The organism is Streptomyces gobiensis, assembly GCF_021216675.1.
Lineage (GTDB): Bacteria > Actinomycetota > Actinomycetes > Streptomycetales > Streptomycetaceae > Streptomyces > Streptomyces gobiensis.
This window is the reverse complement of sequence record NZ_CP086120.1, coordinates 1,700,260-1,718,080: the sequence shown is the minus strand read 5'-3', so window position 1 is coordinate 1,718,080 and position 17,821 is coordinate 1,700,260. Positions and strand designations below refer to the sequence as shown.

Genomic DNA, 17,821 nt, shown 5'->3' with positions numbered 1-17,821 from the left:
ATCATTACGCGACTTCGCGAGATTCTTTCGCCAGAAGGTATGGGGTCCCTCAGGGGTGGGGCGGCCGGTCACCCGACTCTGGTAGATGTGGACCCAGCATCCCGGGTGCGTCAGCATGCTGGGGAGCGAAGAACACACCACCACGGCTAAGCAGATACGGGACCGGACAGATGAGCGCGCCTCCCTCAGGATCCGCCAACGGCAGCACCCCCGCGGGGTATTACCCGGATCCGTCCATTCCCGGATATATGCGCTACTGGGATGGTGCGGCATGGGTGCCGGGCACCAGCCGCCCCGAGCCCCGGGAGGGCGAGCCCATGCCGGAGCCGCCGCCGGGGGTGCCGAAGCCACCACCGGCCCGGGAGGAGACCGGGCCGGTCTTCCTGGACGAGGAGCCGGCCGACGAGGAGCCGGCGGACGAGGATGCCTCGGCGGCGTCCGCGGCCGCTGCGGCGTCTGCCGGATCCGCGCCCTCCAGCGGCGTCGCGCTGCCCGCTCCACGGCCGCACGGCAACCGGCCGGAGCCGGCCTCCGCCTGGCATGCCGACGCCTCCCGGCAGGGCGGATTCGGCGGCCAGCAGGACCGCCGGGTGTCCTGGGGAGCGGAGGAGGGGCACAACGACGGTGATCCGCGCGGCGGTTGGCAGCGTACGGCCGACTCCGAGACGGCGGCGAGCGCGGACAGCCCGGCCAGCGGGGACAGTTCGGCCAGCGCGGCCAGCGCGGCCGGCGGGGACAGTACCGGAGGCGGGGAGCGGCAGCCCGCTGCTGACGGCACCTTCACCTTCCGCGCCGTCAAGCCCGAGGAGCCGGAGCGGCGTGCTGAGGACACCGCCCGGCTGCGCCGTGCCGACATCGCCGAAGTCCGCGCCGCCCGCGCCGCGCAACAGAGAGCCACCCCGGCCGCCTCGCCGAGCTGGGCACAGCAGGTGCATGACCTGGCCCACCCCGCACAGGCCCCCGCCCAGAACCCGGCTCCAGCCCCCGCGCAGTCCCCTACCCCGCCAGCAGCTCAGCCAGCCCCGCCCGCCCAGCCGGCCATCCCGGCACAGCCACAGGCCCCCGGTCCCGCTCCGGTGGCTCCCTGGAAGCCGCCGGTCAACGACCCCTTCCTGCAGGCCGCTCAGGCCCAGGCCCGGCCCGCCGGGCTCGGTCGCCGGCTGGTCGCCCGGCTGATCGACGGCATCGTGGTGTCCGCCGTGGGCGCGGCGGCCGCGCTGCCGCTGCTGCCCAAGGCCACCGACCACATTCAGGCCAAGGTGGCGGCGGCTGAGCAGGCCGGGGTGACCCGGGAGATCTGGCTGATCGACTCCACCACGGGCGCCTACCTCGCCATGGTGCTCGGCGCGATTCTCTTCTTCGGTGTCCTCTATGAGGCGCTGCCGACCGCCCGTTGGGGACGTACGCTCGGCAAGAAGCTGTGCGGTGTGCGGGTGCTGGACATGGAGCAGCAGACCCCGCCGGGCTTTGGCTCCGCGCTGCTGCGCTGGCTCCTCTACGGGGTACTGGCGGTTGCGGTGCTCGGCGTGCTGAATGTGGCCTGGTGTCTGTTTGACAAGCCGTGGCGCCAGTGCTGGCACGACAAGGCAGCCCGCACCTTCGTAGCCGGGCAGTAGGACGGTTACGGGGAGGGGCATCCCGTAACAGGGCGCCCCGTAACACGCCCCGGCATACGGGTCACCCGGATCGCCCGAACGGCGCTTGCCGGATGCGGGATGCCCGGGCGCGCGTTCCACTCGGGCCATGAGCACTGATCAGCCGCAGCCCGGCTCCGGCGACGAGCCGCCGGAGCAGGACCCCTTCCGGAAGTCGCCAGAAGAGCCGCCGCCCGGCGGGGGCGGTGGCCCGCCGCATGACGCCGCACCCCCGCCACCGCCCCCACCGCCGGGCGGTGGCGGCCCGTATGGCGAGAGCCCCTACGGCGGTGGCTACGGCGCCCCTGACCCGCTGGCCGGAATGCCGCCGCTGGCCTCCCGGGGCAGACGGCTGCTCGCCCGGATTGTGGACGCCCTCATCATCGGTATCCCGGTGTCCCTGGTCTTGGCGCTCCTGCTGGGCCCCGAGGACTTCGCGGCGGACGGCGGCGCAGGGGGCAACTTCGGCGGCGGGTTCGCGCGCGGGCTCGTGTATTCCCTCGTCTACTTCGTCTACGAGGGGCTCATGCTGACCGCCAGAGGCCAGACCCTCGGCAAGATGCTGCTGAGGATCCGGGTGGGCATGCTGGAGAACGGCTCCATCCCGGCGGGCAACCCCGGCTGGTACCGCGCGGGTGTCTACACGCTGCCCCCGATCGTGCCCTGCCTGGGTACGCTCTTCTGGCTGGTGAACGTGTTGTTCTGCGTCTGGGACAAGCCATATCGCCAGTGCGTTCACGACAAGGCGGCGAAGACGGTGGTCGTCGCCGCCTGACGCGACAACTGCCGGGGGCTTTACTGCCGGAGAGAGGGCTGGGGTACCCGTGGCTCGGCATTCGAGGTGCCGCGCCGCACGGGTGCCCCAGCCCTCTCATGTTCCGGCGTTCGTGCCGCTGCCCGGCGCCCGGCGGGGGCGGTGAGCGCTACGAGCAGCCCGAGCACGAGCGCCGCGCTCGCGATGAGGACAACCCCGGTGCCGGACTGAGTCTGAGTGAGGAGCAGTAGTACAAAGGCGGTAAGTGTGATGGTCGCTGAGCCGTAGGTGATCTGGGCGAGATTCGGACGCGGCATGGCGGAATCCGTCCTCGGGGGAGGGGCAGCTATCTGAGTCGGTCGGTCAAGTCGCGCGCCATCGAACGACTCTACGACTCGAACTGCCCGCCAGCCGTGCGTGGTAAGCGTGACCTTACCCACGGCGTCGTTGCATGGGGGGCGCACGGAGTCACCTCACGCGCCCGCCAACGGCCAAGCGACGCAACCTACTTGATTGTCGTGGCCAAAACAAGGACTGTCTTTTCCTCTGATACTCAGGTCGAATTCCTCCGGACAAGTCATCGAACTTGCAGGGGAGGACATCGCACCCGTGAGTAGACCACGGAGATCCATAAGATCCAGAACAGCGGCCCTGGCCACCGCCATCGCCGCTATGGGCGCGACCGCGCTGTTGCCCGCCACCGCGGCGCAGGCGCAGGAGCATGAGGACCACCAGCCGCATCCGCACTCAAAGGCAGCGGCGGCTGAGCACCCGGATCACCCGGAGCACGCGGAGCACAACCTCGAAGGTCCGCTGACCCAGCAGCAGAACGCTCAGCGTCAGGCAGCGATGCAGAAACTGGCCTCCGGCAAGAAGCCGCAGACCAGGAACGGCTCCAAGGTCATGAAGCTCGGCAAGGACAAGTACGTCGAGATGGAGCAGGCGAAGACCGACAAGATCTTCACCATCCTGGCGGAGTTCGGCGAGAAGATCGATGACCGCTTCGGCGGTGACCCCGGGCCGCTGCACAACGAGATCGCGGAGCCGGACCGCAGCGACAACAACACCACGCTGTGGAAGAAGGACTTCAACCGCGACCACTTCATGGATGTCTACTTCGGCGACGGCGAAGACTCCTTGAAGACCTACTACGAGACTCAGTCCTCGGGGAAGTACACCGTCGACGGCACGGTCTCCGACTGGGTCAAGGTCGACTACAACGAGGCGCGTTACGGCAACACCGCCTGTGGTTCGAATGTCTGCCAGTCCGTCTGGGACGTCGTCCGTGACGGGGTCAACCGCTGGACCGAGGACCAGAAGGCGGCGGGCAAGTCCACCGAGGAGATCCGCGAGGCGCTGGCCCAGTACGACCAGTGGGACCGTTACGACCACGACGGTGACGGCGACTTCAATGAGCCCGACGGCTACATCGACCACTTCCAGATCGTGCACGCGGGCGAAGACGCGTCCGCGGGCGGCGGCGCCCAGGGCGACGACGCGATCTGGGCACACCGTTGGTACGCCTACGGCACGGACTTCGGCAAGACCGGCCCGGACTTCAACAAGGCGGGCGGCGCCCAGATCGGCGACACCGGCATCTGGGTCGGCGACTACACCATCCAGCCGGAGAACGGCGGACTGGGTGTCTTCGCCCATGAGTACGCCCACGACCTCGGACTGCCGGACCTCTACGACACCACCGGCACCGGTGAGAACTCCACCGGATACTGGTCGTTGATGTCCTCGGGTTCCTGGCTCGGCAAGGGCAAGGACGCCATCGGCGACTCGGCGGGCGAGATGACCGCCTGGGACAAGCTGATGCTGGGCTGGCTGGACTACGACACGGCGAAGGCCGCGGCCAAGTCCAGACACACCATCGGCGCCGCCGCGGCCCAGCTGAAGGACGGGAAGAAGCGGAAGAACCCGCAGGCGCTGATCGTTGAACTCCCGGCGAAGGAGGTCACCACCACGATTGTGCGGCCCGCCGCGGGTGAGAAGCAGTGGTGGAGCGGCAGCGGTGACGATCTGCGCAACTCGCTGACCCGTACGGTCGATCTGACCGGCACGTCCGGGGCCTCCCTCGACCTCAAGGGCTGGTGGGAGATCGAGGAGGACTACGACTTCCTCTACACCCAGGTGTCCACCGACGACGGGGCGACCTGGACCGCGCTCGACGGCACCGCCGACGGCAAGCCGATCCCGCGCGACGGCAGCGACACCCCGGCGCTGCACGGTGAGTCCGGCGGCCATGTGGAGCTGTCCTACTCGCTGAGCGAGTACGCGGGCCAGCACATCCAGCTCCGCTTCCACTACCGGACGGATGGCGCTGTCGCCGAGAAGGGCTTCACGGCCGACGAGATCGTCATCACCGCCGATGGCGAGACGATCCTGGAAGACGGCGCGGAGAGCGAGGGCGCGGGCTGGAAGGCCAGCGGCTTCGAGCGCATCGGTGAGTCCTTCACCAAGGCCTACCCGCAGTACTACATCGCCGAGAACCGGCAGTACGCCGGCTATGACAAGACCCTGAAGACCGGGCCGTACAACTTCGGCTTCGTCTCCACCCGGCCGAACTGGGTGGAGCACTACCGGAACCAGACCGGCCTGCTGATCTGGCTGTGGGACACCTCGCAGTCCGACAACAACGTCGGCGTCCACCCGGGCGAGGGCCTTGTCCTGCCGATCGACGCCCATGCCAAGCCGGAGCGGTGGAAGGACGGCGAGCTGATGCGCAACCGCATCCAGTCCTATGACGCGCCGTTCAGCTGGTACCCGTCGGGTGGCATGAAGCTGCACAACGATGGCGTGGCTCAGTGGGTCAAGCTGAAGCCGGGCAAACCGGTCTTCGACGATCGCAAGGGTACGTACTGGTACGAATCCAACCCGACCGCCGGTGTGAAGGTGCCCAACACCAACACCCGGATCACGATCGTCAAGCAGCCGCTCAGCGGTAAGACGATCACCGTGCAGGTGGCGCCCTCGAAGAGATAGACCGTATCTCTGCGTTATCACTCCTGCTCAAAGCATGATCGGCCGTTGCCCCCTGGCGGGCAGCGGCCGATCACGTTTAGATGCGTCTTGCAGGAAACGTCACGAACGGGGGAAAGGAACATGGCAGAAGGCGGATACGCACGGCAGCCCGACGGCAGCGTGGTCGTCGCGCTCTCACTACCGAGACCGTGCAGCGAGGGGACCCGCGTACGGGTTCTCGTCCACGCCGCGAACCGGCCGCGGGCCCTGACCAGGCTCCGCAATCTCGGCATGCGCGCCGTTTATCTCCGGGGCAATGGGCAGCCGCCCACGCCTGATGAGGTGACGGCGGTGCTTCACCATCCCGAGGGGCTGGTCTGGCGGGCGGCGCCGGACGACGACACGGAGTCCTGGCATCCGATAGCTGCTCTGCTGCGGCCTTGTACGCCGCGTCAGCGCTGCGCGCCCAGCCTCCCGGAGGTGGCCCCCGTACTCCCCGGCTAGCCCCGCCGGCGGCGTGCGGGCTTCCCCGCTGAGCCTCCAGCGGCCTCCGCCCGCGGGCACCCCTTCCCGGCTGCGCCGATGCCCGGCTCCGCCGCGCGGCGGAGCTCCGCCCGGGGGCGGGGGTGCTGTGGGTGGGTGCCCCCGTGTTCCGGCCCCTTCCCGGTTGTGCCGGTGTGCGGCTCCGCCGCGTGGCGGGGCTTCGCCCCGGCGCGGGGGTGGCGTGGGTGGGTTCCCTGTGTCTCGCCCCTTCCCGGCTGTGCCGGTATGCGGCTCCGCCGCGTGGCGGGGCTTCGCCCGGCTGCGGGGGTGCCGTGGGTGGGTGTCCCCGTATCCCGCCCCTTCCCGGAAACCGGGGCTTTGCCCCGGGCCCCGGGGTTTGCTGGTGCGGGTCGGTGGCCGGGTTGTGCCCACCCTCCCCCATAGCCTTAAGGGCATGGGGGGACCCCCATCGCCCCTCGGGCGGCCCGAGTGCCCACAACACCTCGGGGGTCTGGGGGCGGCAGCCCACAGTTTCGGGAAGGGGTGGGGTTGGGGAAAGGTCCCCCGGTCAGACCACAGGGGCGCCGGTTAGTTTGATGCCCGCTTCGCGTAGCTCGTCGAGGGCGCGGTTGGTGCTCTCCTCCGCGACACCCGCGGTCAGGCCGAGGAGGACATGCGTCGTAAATCCCTCGCGCGCCGCGTCCAGTGCCGTGGCCCGGACACAGTGGTCCGTGGCGATGCCCACGATGTCGACCTCAGTGACGTCGTGAGCGCGCAGCCAGTCGGCCAGCGGGGTCCCGTTCTCATCGGTCCCCTCGAAGCCGCTGTACGCCGCCTCATAGGCGCCCTTGTCGAAGACCGCGTCGGTGGAGCCGGAGGCGACCACCGGTGCGAAGTTCGGGTGGAAGCCCACACCCTCCGTGCCCGCGACGCAGTGGGGCGGCCAGGAGTGTACGAAGTCGGGCTGGTCGGAGAAGTGGTCTCCGGGAGCGATGTGGTGGTCGCGGGTAGCGACCACATGGCGGTAACCCGCGGTCGCGTTGCCGACGAGGTCGGTGATGGCGGCGGCCACATCGGCGCCTCCGGCGACCGCGAGGCTGCCGCCCTCGCAGAAGTCATTCTGCACATCTACGACAATCAGTGCCCGGTGCATGGTGCACACCCTTCGGCTGTGAAAGCTGGTTGATGGGGGGTGTGGGACGGTCGGCCAATGTGTCTGAGACTAGACACTCGGAGCTCATTCCGGGAGTGCGCGCCTCATTGGCTACTCCGCCGCTGGAACGCGGCTGGAAAGCCGCTGGAACTACACGTATACCGTCGGCAGAGCCGGCTCACCGCGGGAGAGCTGGGTGGCTGACATCGGCAGCCCGTCGCGGGCCCGTTTATGCCGGTCACGGTGGGCCTTCAGCGGCTCACGCGTGACGATCTCCCCGTCCCGCACCAGCTCCACGAGGAGCTCCTGCCCGGCCAGCTCGGCCGGAATCTCGCCAGTACCGACCACCTCCGCCTCCGCGACCCCATCGGCGTCCCGGCGCCGCGCCGCCCACTTGGCGCCGCCGACCGACAGCTTGCCGCCCAGCGCCTTCTTCGCGACCGGCCGCAGCGGGGCCCTCGGGTCATCCGTATCCGTGCGGGCGACCATCTTGTACACCATCGAGCAGGTCGGGTGCCCGCTCCCGGTCACCAACTGAGTACCCACGCCATACGCGTTTACCGGTGCCGCGGCGAGCGAGGCGATGGCGTACTCGTCAAGATCGCTGGTGACGACGATCCGGGTGTCCCCGGCACCCAGGTCGTCCAGCTGCTGCCGTACCCGGTGGGCCAGCAGCAGCAGATCGCCGGAGTCGATCCGTACGGCGCCCAGTCCGGGACCGGCCACCTCCACGGCCGTACGTACCGCCTCGGTGACGTCGTAGGTGTCGACCAGCAGCGTGGTGCCCCGGCCCAGCGAATCGACCTGGGCGGTGAAGGCGTCCCGTTCGCTGTCGTGCAGCAGGGTGAAGGCGTGGGCGCTCGTCCCGATGGTGGGGATGCCGTAGCGGAAGCCCGCGGCCAGGTCGGAGGTGGAGGCGAAGCCGCCGATATAGGCCGCCCGCGCCGCCGCCACCGCCGACAGCTCATGGGTGCGCCGGGCGCCCATCTCGACCAGCGGCCGGTCGCCCGCGGCCACCGCCATCCGGGACGCGGCGGCCGCGACGGCCGAGTCGTGGTTGAGGATGGACAGGACCACCGTCTCCAGCAGCACAGCCTCCGCGAACGTGCCCTCGACCCGCATGATCGGCGAGCCGGGGAAGTAGACCTCGCCCTCCGGGTAGCCGTAGATGTCGCCGCGGAAGCGGTAGTGCGCGAGCCACTCCAGGGTCGGCTCGTCCACGATCCGCCGCTCGCGCAGAAAGTCCAGCACACCGGGCTCAAAGCGGAAGTTCGCCACCGCGTCCAGGACGCGCCCGGTGCCCGCCACGACGCCATAGCGGCGGCCGTCGGGGAGTCGCCGGGTGAAGACCTCGAAGACCGAGCGCCGGTGTGCGGTCCCGGCGCGCAGCGCGGCCTGCACCATGGTGAGTTCGTAGTGGTCCGTGAAGAGCGCCGTTGACGGCACAGCGACCGGCAGTCCTAGGTCCTCAGCAGCGTTCATACGTGCGATGCTACTCCGCATCTCGTCAGCGTGACGATATTTGAACGGGGGTGACGGGGTGACGGGATCGGCCGTTTGTGTCGGGTTGGGCCGAGGCGTTTGCGCACGGCCCCCTGACCGGTGGCAGCATGGAACTTGTGACCGTACCCGTAGAGATCGAACGTACTGAGTCGAGCGAGGCGGCCCAGGCGGTGCCTGAGCCCGATGTCCCCTGGGTCACGGTCGTTCACAACGATCCCGTTAACCTCATGAGCTATGTGACGTACGTCTTCCAGAGCTACTTCGGCTATCCGAAGGACAAGGCCAGGAGGCTCATGATGGACGTCCACCACAAGGGCCGCGCGATCGTTTCCAGCGGCAGCCGCGAGGAAATGGAGCGAGACGTGCAGGCGATGCATGGCTACGGCCTGTGGGCGACCCTTCAGCAGGACCGTTGATGGCGGGTTACTTCGAACCGGCCACCAGTGTGCCCGGCGGTGCCGCGATCGCCCTGGACGAGGTCGAGATCTCCATCCTCCGCAGTCTCGCCATACAGCTCCTGGAGCTGATCGGACCGGGCGAGGAACCCGCGAACGGCGGAGACCCGCTGGACGAGCTCTTCGCCGAGGGGCCCAGCGAGCCGCCGTCCGACCCGGCGCTGGCCCGGTTCTTCCCGGACGCCTACAGCGGCCCCGACCAGAAGCAGGACGATGACGCCCGGGCGGCCTCGGCGGAGTTCCGGCGCTTTACGGAGAACGATCTGCGGGCCCGTAAGCGCGAAGACGGCCTCGCGGTGGTAAAGGCCCTGGACGCGCTGACTCCCGCCGGTGATCAGGGTGCGGTGCTCACGCTCACCCCGGATGAGTCCCGCCAGTGGCTTGGCGCGCTCAACGATCTACGGCTGGCCATTGGAGCCCGGCTGGAGATCACCGACGAGGAGGACGGCAACGGTCTCTACGCCCTGCCGGACTCGGACCCGCGCAAGCCGATGGTGATGGCCTACCTCTGGCTCGGCGGGCTGCAGGAGTCGCTGGTCGAGACCCTGCTTCCTTGAAGCCCTGCTCCCCTGGAGCCCTGAAGCGCTAAGGCTTATTACGGTCACGTATTGTCATGGCATTTGATCGATAATCGGGCAGCTCGCAAATCTCAGCGCACCAAGTGACCGTTTTGCGGTGAAACATTCCCCTGTGACTTGACCGTAATGCGGACGAGTGGCGTAGATCACACAGTCGTGGTCGCTCTCCGTGGTAGGAACTCCCAATCCGAGTTTTACGGGGAAGTGACGCCCCGGCGAACGTCGGAGGTATGTCTGCGCTCGGCATTTGGACAACGTAGTTCGTCTGTCCGCACGCATAAAAACAGGCAAAGCGCCTCACCCCGTCCCCGCAGTCGCATCAGCCAGAGGTAATCCATGGCAAACAGCGAAACCTCTTGGACTGACTCGGTCAATGACGCTGTAAACAGCGTCTTTGAACCGGTCTCCAAGTTCCTGAACGAGGTTGTCTTCTACAAAGTCAACGTCTTCGGAACCGACTTCCCGCTCATCGTCGGCTGGCTGGTCGTAGCCGGTGCCGTCTTCTCCATCTACTTTGGGTTCGCCCAGGTCAGGCACTTCAAGACCGCCATCAAGCTGGTCCGCGGCAAGTACGAGCAGAAGGACGCACCTGGCGAGATCACCCACTTCCAGGCGCTGACCTCGGCGGTGTCCGGCACCGTCGGCCTCGGCAACATCGCCGGTGTCGCGATCGCGATCTCCATCGGCGGCCCCGGGGCCACTTTCTGGATGATCCTCTGTGGACTCCTCGGTATGGCCACGAAGTTCGTGGAGTGCACCCTCGGTGTGAAGTACCGGGAGATCAACGCCGACGGCACCGTCAACGGTGGCCCGATGCTCTACCTCCGCAAGGGTCTCGCTGAGCGCGGGCTTCCGGGGCTGGGCAAGGTCCTCGCGGCCCTCTCCGCCGTCATGATCCTGTTCTTCACCTTCTTCGGCGGCAACCTCTTCCAGGTCAACCAGTCCCTGGAGCAGGTCGTCTCCGTCACCGGTGACGAAGGCAGCATCTTCAGCACCAACGGTGGCGCGATCTTCTACGGCCTGCTCATCGCCGCGGTCGTCGCGCTGGTGCTCATCGGCGGTATGCGCTCCATCGGCAAGGTCACCAGCCGTCTGGTGCCCTCCATGGCGATCCTCTACATCGCCGCCTGTCTGCTGGTCATCCTCTTCAACGTCACCGAGGTGCCCAGCGCCATCGGCACGATCTTCTCCGAGGCCTTCAGCCCGAAGGGTGTCGCCGGTGGTGTGATCGGTGCCCTGATCGTCGGCTTCCAGCGGGCCGCCTTCTCCAACGAGGCAGGCATTGGCTCCGCGCCGATCGCCCACTCCGCGGTGAAGACCAAGCGCCCCGCCACCGAGGGTCTGGTCGCGATGGTCGAGCCGTTCATCGACACCGTCGTCATCTGCACCATGACCGCGCTGACCATCATCATCGCGGGCGGTCCTAAGTACCTCGCGGCGCGGGAGGCCGTGGCCACCGGTGGCGACGTCGCCGATGTGGACCGGGGAGCCGCCAACGTCGGTATCTCCATCACCTCGGACGCCTTCCACACCGCACTGCCCTGGTTCCCGGTCGTGCTGACCGTCGCCGTGGTGCTGTTCGCCTTCTCGACGATCATCACCTGGAGCTACTACGGTCTGAAGAGCTGGGGCCACCTGTTCGGTCACAGCAAGACCTCTGAGCTGACCTACAAGGTCATCTTCTGCACCATGGTCGTCACCGGCGCGCTGCTCTCCCTGGGCGTCCTGGTGGACCTGTCGGACGCGACGCTCTTCATGGCGGCGCTGTTCAACATCTTCGGTCTCTACCTCCTGGCGCCAGTCGTCAAGAAGGAGCTCAAGAAGGTCCTCGACTACACCCGTCGCCGCGACGCGGGTGAGACCGAGGAGGAGATCGAGGCCAGCGAGGCCGCTGCCGAGGCGGCCGAGGCCACCGCGGTCGCTGCCAAGTAACCACGGTCTGGAGAAGCCCTGTCCGCACCGCCCTCACGGTGCGGACAGGGCACAGTCTTTGCGCCTGAACCGGCGCTTGCTTTCGCGGACCTGGTTGCTGGGGGTGGGGGTGCGGCAAATTATGGTTGCGGCATGCTGACTATCACGCGAGAGCTTCACGACCGGATCGTCGCGCACGCCCGACAGGATCACCCTGACGAGGCGTGCGGGGTCATCGCGGGAACGGTGGGGGAGGGGCGTCCTGAGCGCTTCATCCCGATGCTCAACGCGGCTCGCTCGCCGACGTTCTACGAGTTCGACTCCACCGACCTGCTGAAGCTCTACCGCGAGATGGACGACCGGGATGAGGAGCCGGTCGTCATCTACCACTCGCACACCGCGACCGAGGCCTACCCGTCCCGTACGGATATCTCCTACGCCAATGAGCCCGGCGCTCACTACGTCCTCGTCTCAACCGCCGAGTGCGGCAACGAGGAAGGCCCCTTCTCCTTCCGTTCCTTCCGCATCGTGGCGGGGGAGGTCACCGAGGAAGAGGTCAAGATCGTAGAGTCGTACGCGTTCTGAGACGCCTGCGTCCGCATGGTGAAACACTTGACCGATTCCGTTCCCGGGAATCGTTACGATGAGTCCATGGTTATCCACGACGTGAACTCCAAGGCCCCGGGCAGCCTGCTCGTCGCGCGCCTGCACGTCGATCTGTGCCGCCTCTCCAGCGCCATGTGTTGAGCCGTCGGTCCATCCTGATCGACGCGGTAACTCCGCACGCCCTGACGCCATCGCGCACGCCCGCCCAGACTCTCCAGGAGCACCCACCCATGGCCATTGAGGTCCGCATTCCGACCATCCTTCGCACCTACACCGATGGCCAGAAGGCCGTCGAGGGCAGCGGTGCCACCCTCGCCGAGCTCTTCACAGACCTGGAGTCACGGCACGCCGGAATCCATGAGCGCCTTGTCGACGGCGGTGAGCTGCGCCGCTTTGTGAACGTCTACCTCAATGACGAGGATGTCCGCTTCCTGGACGGCATCTCCACCAAGCTCAACGACGGCGACAGCATCACCATCCTTCCGGCCGTCGCCGGGGGCATGCGCTGATGCGCTACGACTCCCCGCTCGCAGCCGTCGGCAACACCCCGCTGGTACGGCTGCCGCGGCTGTCGCCCGCCGAGAACGTCCGTATCTGGGCGAAGCTCGAAGACCGCAACCCCACCGGCTCGATCAAGGACCGCCCCGCGCTCCATATGATCGAGCAGGCCGAGAAGGCCGGGCGGCTGTCACCGGGCTGCACCATTCTGGAACCGACCTCCGGCAACACCGGCATCTCGCTGGCGATGGCGGCCAAGCTCAAGGGCTACCGCATCGTCTGTGTGATGCCGGAGAACACGAGCGAGGAGCGGCGCCAGCTGCTGGCGATGTGGGGCGCCGAGATCATCTCCTCCCCGGCCGCCGGGGGCTCCAACACGGCCGTCCGGGTCGCCAAGGAGCTGGCTGCGGAGCATCCGGACTGGGTGATGCTCTACCAGTACGGCAACCCCGACAACGCGGGCGCCCACTACGCCACCACCGGCCCGGAGATCCTGGCGGATCTGCCCACCATCACCCACTTTGTCGCGGGTTTGGGCACCACCGGCACGCTGATGGGCGCTGGGCGCTATCTACGGGAGAACCGCCCCGATATCCAGATCGTCGCCGCCGAGCCGCGCTATGACGATCTGGTCTACGGCCTGCGCAACCTCGACGAGGGCTTCGTCCCGGAGCTCTATGACGCGTCGGTGCTCACCACCCGCTACTCGGTCGGCTCCGAGGACGCGGTGTCCCGCACCCGGGAGCTCCTCGCCGAAGAGGGAATCTTCGCGGGCGTCTCCAGCGGAGCCGTGCTGCACGCGGCGATCGGCGTCGGCCGCAAGGCGCTCCGCGCCGGGGAGTCCGCCGATATCGCGTTCGTGGTCGCGGACGGCGGCTGGAAGTACATGTCGACCGGCATCTACACCGCACCCTCCACGGAAGCGGCCGTAACCGCCCTCCAGGGCCAACTCTGGGCCTGAGAGGGGCGGGATACGGGGAAACCCACCCCCGGCGCTAGTGCACCACGTGGCGGACCCGCTTCCACAGCGCGGAGTCCACAGCTCCCGCACGCCGCCGCAGATCCCAGAGCGGCACATCCCGCAGCTCGTCGGTGACCAAAAAGCTCGGCCGCCCATGCGGATCATCCACCGTCCCCGGCGGCAGCGCGATCCCCTGGGGCCGGTCCGGCCCCGGCCACTTGCTGATGATCCTCATAACCCGGGCACCGTCACTGTCATCGTCCACCGAAAGGACGAGATAGGGCCGGTCCTTCGGTCTCGCCCCGTCGTCATACGGCACCCACCCCCACCAGATCTCACCCGGCTCCGGATCCGGCATCGGCCCGGGCGGCCGGGGGCCCTGCCGTCTGGGCGGCACGGGCTGTCGCGGCTTCGCCAGCCGCATACGGCCGTCGACCAGCGCAGCGACCAGTGCCAGCGCTACGACCGCGCCCAGCGCCAGCCACCAGGACGTATCCACGCCGCACCTCCAAGATCCCGCAATTTCGACCGTACCCCGCCCTGGTGATTCCGCCCACACCAGTGCGTTCCGGAGGAGCCACCCGCCCTCCCGCGCCTTACGCTCGGGAAACCCCCTCTCGTCGGGCTGCACGGAGGTTCCCGCCCCTATGAAGCTCACCGTCGTCGGCTGCTCGGGATCGTTCCCGTCCGCGGAATCGGCCTGTTCGAGTTACCTCGTGGAAGGCGACGGCTACCGGCTGCTGTTCGATATGGGCAATGGCTCCTTGGGTGAGCTGCAGCGCCACTGCGGTCTGTATGACCTCGACGCGATTGTCCTCAGCCATCTGCACGCGGACCACTGCATCGATATGTGCGGCTATTTCGTGGCTCGGTACTACCGTCATGAGGGCGGCCGCTGCGCACCCATCCCGGTGTACGGGCCTATGGGGACCGAGCAGCGGCTGACCACGGCCTACGCCGACACGCCCTCGGAGAAGTCGATGAGCGAGGTCTTCGACTTCCGCACCCTGACACCCGGCGGGAGCTTCGAAGCGGGGCCCTTCCGTATCCGTACGGAGCTGGTGGCGCACCCGGTGGAGGCGTACGGCTTCCGTATCGAGCAGGGGGGTGCGGTGCTCACCTACTCAGGTGACACCGGGCCGTGCGACGCCCTGGAGAGCCTGGCCATGGGTGCGGACCTCTTCCTCTGCGAGGCGTCCTTCACCAATGGCAAGGAGGACATTCCCGGGCTGCATCTGAATGGGATGCAGGCGGGGATGTGCGCCCGCGATGCGGGGGCGGGGCGACTCGTGCTGACGCATATTCCGCCGTGGACGGATGCGCAGATCAATCTGCGCGACGCGAAGTCCGTCTACGACGGGCCGGTGGAGCTGGCTCGGGCGGGCGCGGTCTACGAGCTCTGAGCCCGGCTCCCCGGGGCGCGACAGGCCCCCGCCCCGGACGGTGGAGACGTGCGCGGACCATCCGCTGTGGTGGCAGAAGCCCGACCGCGCCTCGGGCCTGAGTCAGCCCTTCCCCTGTACCTGCGCCTGTCGGTCTGAGGGTTAGAAGCAGGCGACGAAGTCGTCCAGCTACACCGCAGCAGCCTTAATCGTCCGGGGTGTTGTCCTGGTCAGTGGCGGGTGGTTCAAGGGCGACGTACGTACCACGGTGCGGGATGGTGAACACGTACCCCTGGTCACGGAGATAGGCGACCGCGCGGCGGACCGTGGCACGCGCTACGCCGTACCGCTGCACAAGCTGCGGCTCCGACGGGATCGCCCGACCGGGCCGCAGCGTGCCGCGCTCGATGTCGGCAATGAGCTCTGCCGCAATCTGCCGGTACGGCGGAAGGTACGAGCCGTAGTCGATCTCCATATCTTGACGCTAGTCAAGACTGCACAAACTCGCCTGTCCAGCTACATACAGGGACAGCGGTTATGCATGGGTGGACAAGCACTAGACAAGTCGCTAGCGTCAGGACTTCCAACCAAACAAACAGGCCACAGAAAAACCCCGGCGGCAGGTACGAACTGCCCCGGGGCCGTGGCCAACAACTGTCTAGGAGTTGCTGACATGACCAACCGTATCCTGCATGCGGTGAACCGGGCACTGAGGCCCGTACTGCTCGCCATCCTGGCGGTGGTGCTTCCGGCAAGGGGGAAGCGGCGCTGTACACCCCCGACGCCGGTCACCCACCCTCCTGTAGTCACTCCCCACCGGCAGAGCGTGTTGCCTCTGCCGCGTCACAAGAGCCCGTACGCGGCTGACGCGGCGGCTGACGCTGCCGGGATGGCGCCGCTGCCCGCGCCCAGCCCCGTACGCCCCTACTGCCCGGCGTCGTACTGGCACGGTGTACCCGTCTCAGAAGGAGCCATCCAGCGTGCACGCCGCTCCGCCCTGGTAGCCGCCTACTACTGGGGCATCGATCTCGACCGCCGCGACATCCACGCGATGGGCGGTGCGCGATGACCGCCACGGGCCGGACGTCCTACTGCGGAGCCCGGCGTCCGGCGCGGGAGCACGGCCCGGCGATCGGTGGCCATCGGCTGCCGTGCGTGCTCCCTGTCGGCCACGATGGCTGGCATCACCAGGATGCGGCTGGACGATCGTGGTTCGGCACTGAGGAACTGGCCGAAGCGCTTGCCGTAGACCTTGCCGCAGATGCTCTACGGGAACTCTTCAGCACCCCGGACGCGGCGGAAGCCGAGCACGGAAAGACAGCTGACTCCGCGCCAACGTCGGCCGGTAGGCGCGGCGTTCCGTGCGTCCTGGGTCGCGGTCATCACGGGCTGCACCGGGACGTGTACGGGCTCTGGTGGGTCGACCGGGACGCGCGGAACGCGGAGGCGCTGGCCGCTGCCGCACCCATGCCCCGGGACGTCTACCGCTCCTATGAGTGCCGGATCGGGACCCACCGGCAGTGCGAGGAAGCGGAAGAACGTACAAGCGCCGTTGAGGGTGTGTGCTATGAGCCGTGTCGCTGCCCATGCCACGGGGTCGCCGCGCACGACGTGTCCCGCAGTGAGGAAGGGACCGGCTGACAGGGCCCGGGGGCGGGCCCCGCCCCCTTCCCGGCTGTACCGCCATGCGGCTCCACCGCGCGGCGGGGCTCCGCCCCGTTGCGGGGGTGCCGTGGGTGGGTTCCCCAATTCCCGCCCCTTCCCGGAAACCGGGGCTTCGCCCCGGGGCCCCGGGGGTGGCCGGTGCGGGCCGGTGGCCGGGTGTTGTGCCCACCCACAGCCCCTCGCGGGGCTGCGAGTGCCCACAACCGGGTGGGGGTCTGGGGGTGGAGCCCCCAGTTTCGGGAAGGGGTGGGCTAGGGGAATACCTCCGGCTCGCCCCGCAGGGGGCGCGCGCTAGGCGGGTTTTAGTTGTTGGCGTTGGCGGCCCAGGCCGTCGATCTCCAGGTCGACGACATCGCCCGCCCGCAGAAACGGCTTGGGATAGGGCTGCCCGTTGGCAACACCGGCCGGGGTGCCCGTGTTGATGATGTCCCCGGGCCGCAGCACCATGAACTGGCTCAGATAGCGGACCACCTCAACGACCGGGAAGATCTGCTCAGCCGTCGAGCCGTCCTGCTTCAGCTCACCGTTGACCCACAGCCGCAGCCCGAGCGCCTGCGGATCGGGGATCTCATCGGCGGTCACCAGCCAGGGGCCCAGCGGATTGAACGTCTCGCAGTTCTTGCCCTTGTCCCACTGGCCGCCGCGTTCCAGCATGAACTCCCGCTCGGAGACATCATGGGTGATGGTGTACCCGGCGATGGCGGCACGCGCCTGCTCGTGGCTCTCCAGATAGCGGGCGGTCTGGCCGATGACGATGGCCAGCTCCACCTCCCAGTCCATCTTGACGCTGCCACGTGGCACCAGCACGGTGTCCTGGGGCCCGACGACCGTGTCGGGCGCCTTCATAAAGACCAGCGGCTCCTCCGGAATGGCGGCACCGGCCTCCTGAGCGTGGTCGCGGTAGTTGAGGCCGATGCACACGACCTTGCCGATACGCCCCACCGGCGGACCCGTCCGCAGCCCGGCGGCGTCGAGTACGGGCAGCTGGTCCCCGGCCAGCGCGGACCGGATCCGGGAGAGCGCGGAGTCATCGGCGAGCAGCGTTCCATCGATGTCCGGTACCAGCCCGGACAGATCCCGCAGGATCCCGTCCGGGTCCAGGGCCGCCGGACGTTCCGCCCCCGCTGGTCCGACACGCAGCAGCTTCACGGTCACACTCCCGTGGTCGAGGTTCGCGATGGGGACGGCCATCAGAGGAATTGGGTGATCCTCCAAGATGCCGTTCAGAAGTGCAACCCCGTGTTCACGTACTGGACCGTAACCAGAGGTGC

General features: G+C 68.1%; 20 protein-coding genes. 14 read left to right on the top strand and 6 right to left on the bottom strand.

Annotated features, from left to right (window positions below; translation table 11 throughout):
• Positions 1-170 precede the first annotated feature (170 nt).
• Positions 171-1,616 carry an RDD family protein gene (locus test1122_RS07935; protein ID WP_232268460.1) on the top strand — a complete coding sequence of 482 codons (1,446 nt, stop codon included), beginning with the start codon at positions 171-173 and terminating at the stop codon, positions 1,614-1,616.
• Between the two features lie 127 nt (positions 1,617-1,743).
• Positions 1,744-2,409 (top strand): RDD family protein, encoded by a 666-nt coding sequence (locus test1122_RS07930; protein ID WP_232268459.1) that lies wholly within the window; start codon positions 1,744-1,746, stop codon positions 2,407-2,409.
• Between the two features lie 20 nt (positions 2,410-2,429).
• Here test1122_RS07930 and test1122_RS07925 read toward each other — a convergent pair whose 3' ends face one another.
• Positions 2,430-2,705, bottom strand: a complete 276-nt coding sequence (locus test1122_RS07925) for a hypothetical protein (protein WP_232268458.1) — start codon at positions 2,703-2,705, stop codon at positions 2,430-2,432.
• A 292-nt stretch (positions 2,706-2,997) separates the two neighbouring features.
• On the opposite strand from test1122_RS07925, the gene test1122_RS07920 reads away from it, so the two are divergent.
• Positions 2,998-5,376, top strand: coding sequence for an immune inhibitor A domain-containing protein (locus test1122_RS07920; protein ID WP_422396944.1), 2,379 nt, complete (start codon positions 2,998-3,000; stop codon positions 5,374-5,376).
• Between the two features lie 120 nt (positions 5,377-5,496).
• Complete coding sequence (locus test1122_RS07915; protein WP_232268456.1) at positions 5,497-5,859, top strand: hypothetical protein; 363 nt, start codon at positions 5,497-5,499, stop codon at positions 5,857-5,859.
• A gap of 547 nt (positions 5,860-6,406) precedes the next feature.
• On the opposite strand, the gene test1122_RS07910 is transcribed toward test1122_RS07915, so the two are convergent.
• On the bottom strand, positions 6,407-6,991 hold the full coding sequence (locus tag test1122_RS07910; RefSeq protein WP_232268455.1) for an isochorismatase family protein: 585 nt from the start codon (positions 6,989-6,991) through the stop codon (positions 6,407-6,409).
• A 150-nt stretch (positions 6,992-7,141) separates the two neighbouring features.
• On the bottom strand, positions 7,142-8,473 hold the full coding sequence (locus test1122_RS07905) for a nicotinate phosphoribosyltransferase (protein ID WP_232268454.1): 1,332 nt from the start codon (positions 8,471-8,473) through the stop codon (positions 7,142-7,144).
• Between the two features lie 128 nt (positions 8,474-8,601).
• Here test1122_RS07905 and clpS point away from each other — a divergent pair, with 128 nt between their 5' ends.
• The 7 genes from clpS (at position 8,602) to test1122_RS07875 (ending at position 13,503) form a co-directional block, all read left to right on the top strand.
• Positions 8,602-8,910 (top strand): ATP-dependent Clp protease adapter ClpS, encoded by a 309-nt coding sequence (gene clpS / locus test1122_RS07900; protein WP_232268453.1) that lies wholly within the window; start codon positions 8,602-8,604, stop codon positions 8,908-8,910.
• The gene (locus tag test1122_RS07895; RefSeq protein WP_232268452.1) at positions 8,910-9,506 is read left to right on the top strand and encodes a DUF2017 domain-containing protein; all 597 of its coding nucleotides are present in this window, start codon (positions 8,910-8,912) and stop codon (positions 9,504-9,506) included. Before clpS ends, test1122_RS07895 begins: the two co-directional genes overlap by 1 nt.
• Before the next feature lie 357 nt (positions 9,507-9,863).
• Complete coding sequence (locus tag test1122_RS07890; protein WP_232268451.1) at positions 9,864-11,459, top strand: alanine/glycine:cation symporter family protein; 1,596 nt, start codon at positions 9,864-9,866, stop codon at positions 11,457-11,459.
• A gap of 132 nt (positions 11,460-11,591) precedes the next feature.
• Complete coding sequence (locus test1122_RS07885) at positions 11,592-12,023, top strand: M67 family metallopeptidase (RefSeq protein WP_232268450.1); 432 nt, start codon at positions 11,592-11,594, stop codon at positions 12,021-12,023.
• Positions 12,024-12,089: 66 nt separating this feature from the next.
• Positions 12,090-12,185, top strand: coding sequence for a putative leader peptide (locus test1122_RS26680; protein ID WP_338423520.1), 96 nt, complete (start codon positions 12,090-12,092; stop codon positions 12,183-12,185).
• A gap of 89 nt (positions 12,186-12,274) precedes the next feature.
• Positions 12,275-12,553 (top strand): MoaD/ThiS family protein, encoded by a 279-nt coding sequence (locus test1122_RS07880; RefSeq protein ID WP_232268449.1) that lies wholly within the window; start codon positions 12,275-12,277, stop codon positions 12,551-12,553.
• Positions 12,553-13,503, top strand: a complete 951-nt coding sequence (locus tag test1122_RS07875; RefSeq protein WP_232268448.1) for a PLP-dependent cysteine synthase family protein — start codon at positions 12,553-12,555, stop codon at positions 13,501-13,503. The genes test1122_RS07880 and test1122_RS07875 overlap by 1 nt, the downstream gene beginning before the upstream one ends.
• A gap of 34 nt (positions 13,504-13,537) precedes the next feature.
• Here test1122_RS07875 and test1122_RS07870 read toward each other — a convergent pair whose 3' ends face one another.
• Positions 13,538-14,002 (bottom strand): type II toxin-antitoxin system PemK/MazF family toxin, encoded by a 465-nt coding sequence (locus test1122_RS07870; RefSeq protein ID WP_232268447.1) that lies wholly within the window; start codon positions 14,000-14,002, stop codon positions 13,538-13,540.
• A 148-nt stretch (positions 14,003-14,150) separates the two neighbouring features.
• Between test1122_RS07870 and test1122_RS07865 the strand changes: the two genes are divergently transcribed.
• Complete coding sequence (locus test1122_RS07865; RefSeq protein WP_232268446.1) at positions 14,151-14,906, top strand: MBL fold metallo-hydrolase; 756 nt, start codon at positions 14,151-14,153, stop codon at positions 14,904-14,906.
• Positions 14,907-15,090: 184 nt separating this feature from the next.
• Here the strand turns inward: test1122_RS07865 and test1122_RS07860 are convergent, their stop codons facing one another.
• On the bottom strand, positions 15,091-15,360 hold the full coding sequence (locus test1122_RS07860) for a winged helix-turn-helix domain-containing protein (RefSeq protein WP_232268445.1): 270 nt from the start codon (positions 15,358-15,360) through the stop codon (positions 15,091-15,093).
• 198 nt (positions 15,361-15,558) lie between these two features.
• On the opposite strand from test1122_RS07860, the gene test1122_RS07855 reads away from it, so the two are divergent.
• Entirely contained in the window at positions 15,559-15,954 is a 396-nt protein-coding gene (locus tag test1122_RS07855) for a hypothetical protein (protein WP_232268444.1), read from the top strand.
• The gene (locus tag test1122_RS07850; protein ID WP_232268443.1) at positions 15,951-16,526 is read left to right on the top strand and encodes a hypothetical protein; all 576 of its coding nucleotides are present in this window, start codon (positions 15,951-15,953) and stop codon (positions 16,524-16,526) included. Before test1122_RS07855 ends, test1122_RS07850 begins: the two co-directional genes overlap by 4 nt.
• A gap of 315 nt (positions 16,527-16,841) precedes the next feature.
• Here the strand turns inward: test1122_RS07850 and test1122_RS07845 are convergent, their stop codons facing one another.
• Positions 16,842-17,699: a fumarylacetoacetate hydrolase family protein gene (locus tag test1122_RS07845; RefSeq protein ID WP_232271811.1), complete on the bottom strand. Its 858-nt coding sequence runs from the start codon at positions 17,697-17,699 to the stop codon at positions 16,842-16,844.
• Between the last annotated feature and the right edge of the window lie 122 nt (positions 17,700-17,821).

Bases quoted from the DNA above. Each gene is read 5' to 3' on its own strand.
- test1122_RS07935 (WP_232268460.1), top strand. From the start codon at position 171: ATGAGCGCGCCTCCCTCAGGATCCGCCAACGGCAGCACCCCCGCGGGG.
- test1122_RS07880 (WP_232268449.1), top strand. From the start codon at position 12,275: ATGGCCATTGAGGTCCGCATTCCGACCATCCTTCGCACCTACACCGAT.
- test1122_RS07890 (WP_232268451.1), top strand. From the start codon at position 9,864: ATGGCAAACAGCGAAACCTCTTGGACTGACTCGGTCAATGACGCTGTA.
- test1122_RS07930 (WP_232268459.1), top strand. From the start codon at position 1,744: ATGAGCACTGATCAGCCGCAGCCCGGCTCCGGCGACGAGCCGCCGGAG.
- test1122_RS07860 (WP_232268445.1), bottom strand. From the start codon at position 15,360: ATGGAGATCGACTACGGCTCGTACCTTCCGCCGTACCGGCAGATTGCG.
- test1122_RS26680 (WP_338423520.1), top strand. From the start codon at position 12,090: ATGGTTATCCACGACGTGAACTCCAAGGCCCCGGGCAGCCTGCTCGTC.
- test1122_RS07855 (WP_232268444.1), top strand. From the start codon at position 15,559: ATGACCAACCGTATCCTGCATGCGGTGAACCGGGCACTGAGGCCCGTA.
- test1122_RS07895 (WP_232268452.1), top strand. From the start codon at position 8,910: ATGGCGGGTTACTTCGAACCGGCCACCAGTGTGCCCGGCGGTGCCGCG.
- test1122_RS07925 (WP_232268458.1), bottom strand. From the start codon at position 2,705: ATGCCGCGTCCGAATCTCGCCCAGATCACCTACGGCTCAGCGACCATC.
- test1122_RS07905 (WP_232268454.1), bottom strand. From the start codon at position 8,473: ATGAACGCTGCTGAGGACCTAGGACTGCCGGTCGCTGTGCCGTCAACG.
- test1122_RS07915 (WP_232268456.1), top strand. From the start codon at position 5,497: ATGGCAGAAGGCGGATACGCACGGCAGCCCGACGGCAGCGTGGTCGTC.
- test1122_RS07865 (WP_232268446.1), top strand. From the start codon at position 14,151: ATGAAGCTCACCGTCGTCGGCTGCTCGGGATCGTTCCCGTCCGCGGAA.
- test1122_RS07910 (WP_232268455.1), bottom strand. From the start codon at position 6,991: ATGCACCGGGCACTGATTGTCGTAGATGTGCAGAATGACTTCTGCGAG.
- test1122_RS07885 (WP_232268450.1), top strand. From the start codon at position 11,592: ATGCTGACTATCACGCGAGAGCTTCACGACCGGATCGTCGCGCACGCC.
- test1122_RS07850 (WP_232268443.1), top strand. From the start codon at position 15,951: ATGACCGCCACGGGCCGGACGTCCTACTGCGGAGCCCGGCGTCCGGCG.
- clpS (WP_232268453.1), top strand. From the start codon at position 8,602: ATGGAACTTGTGACCGTACCCGTAGAGATCGAACGTACTGAGTCGAGC.
- test1122_RS07875 (WP_232268448.1), top strand. From the start codon at position 12,553: ATGCGCTACGACTCCCCGCTCGCAGCCGTCGGCAACACCCCGCTGGTA.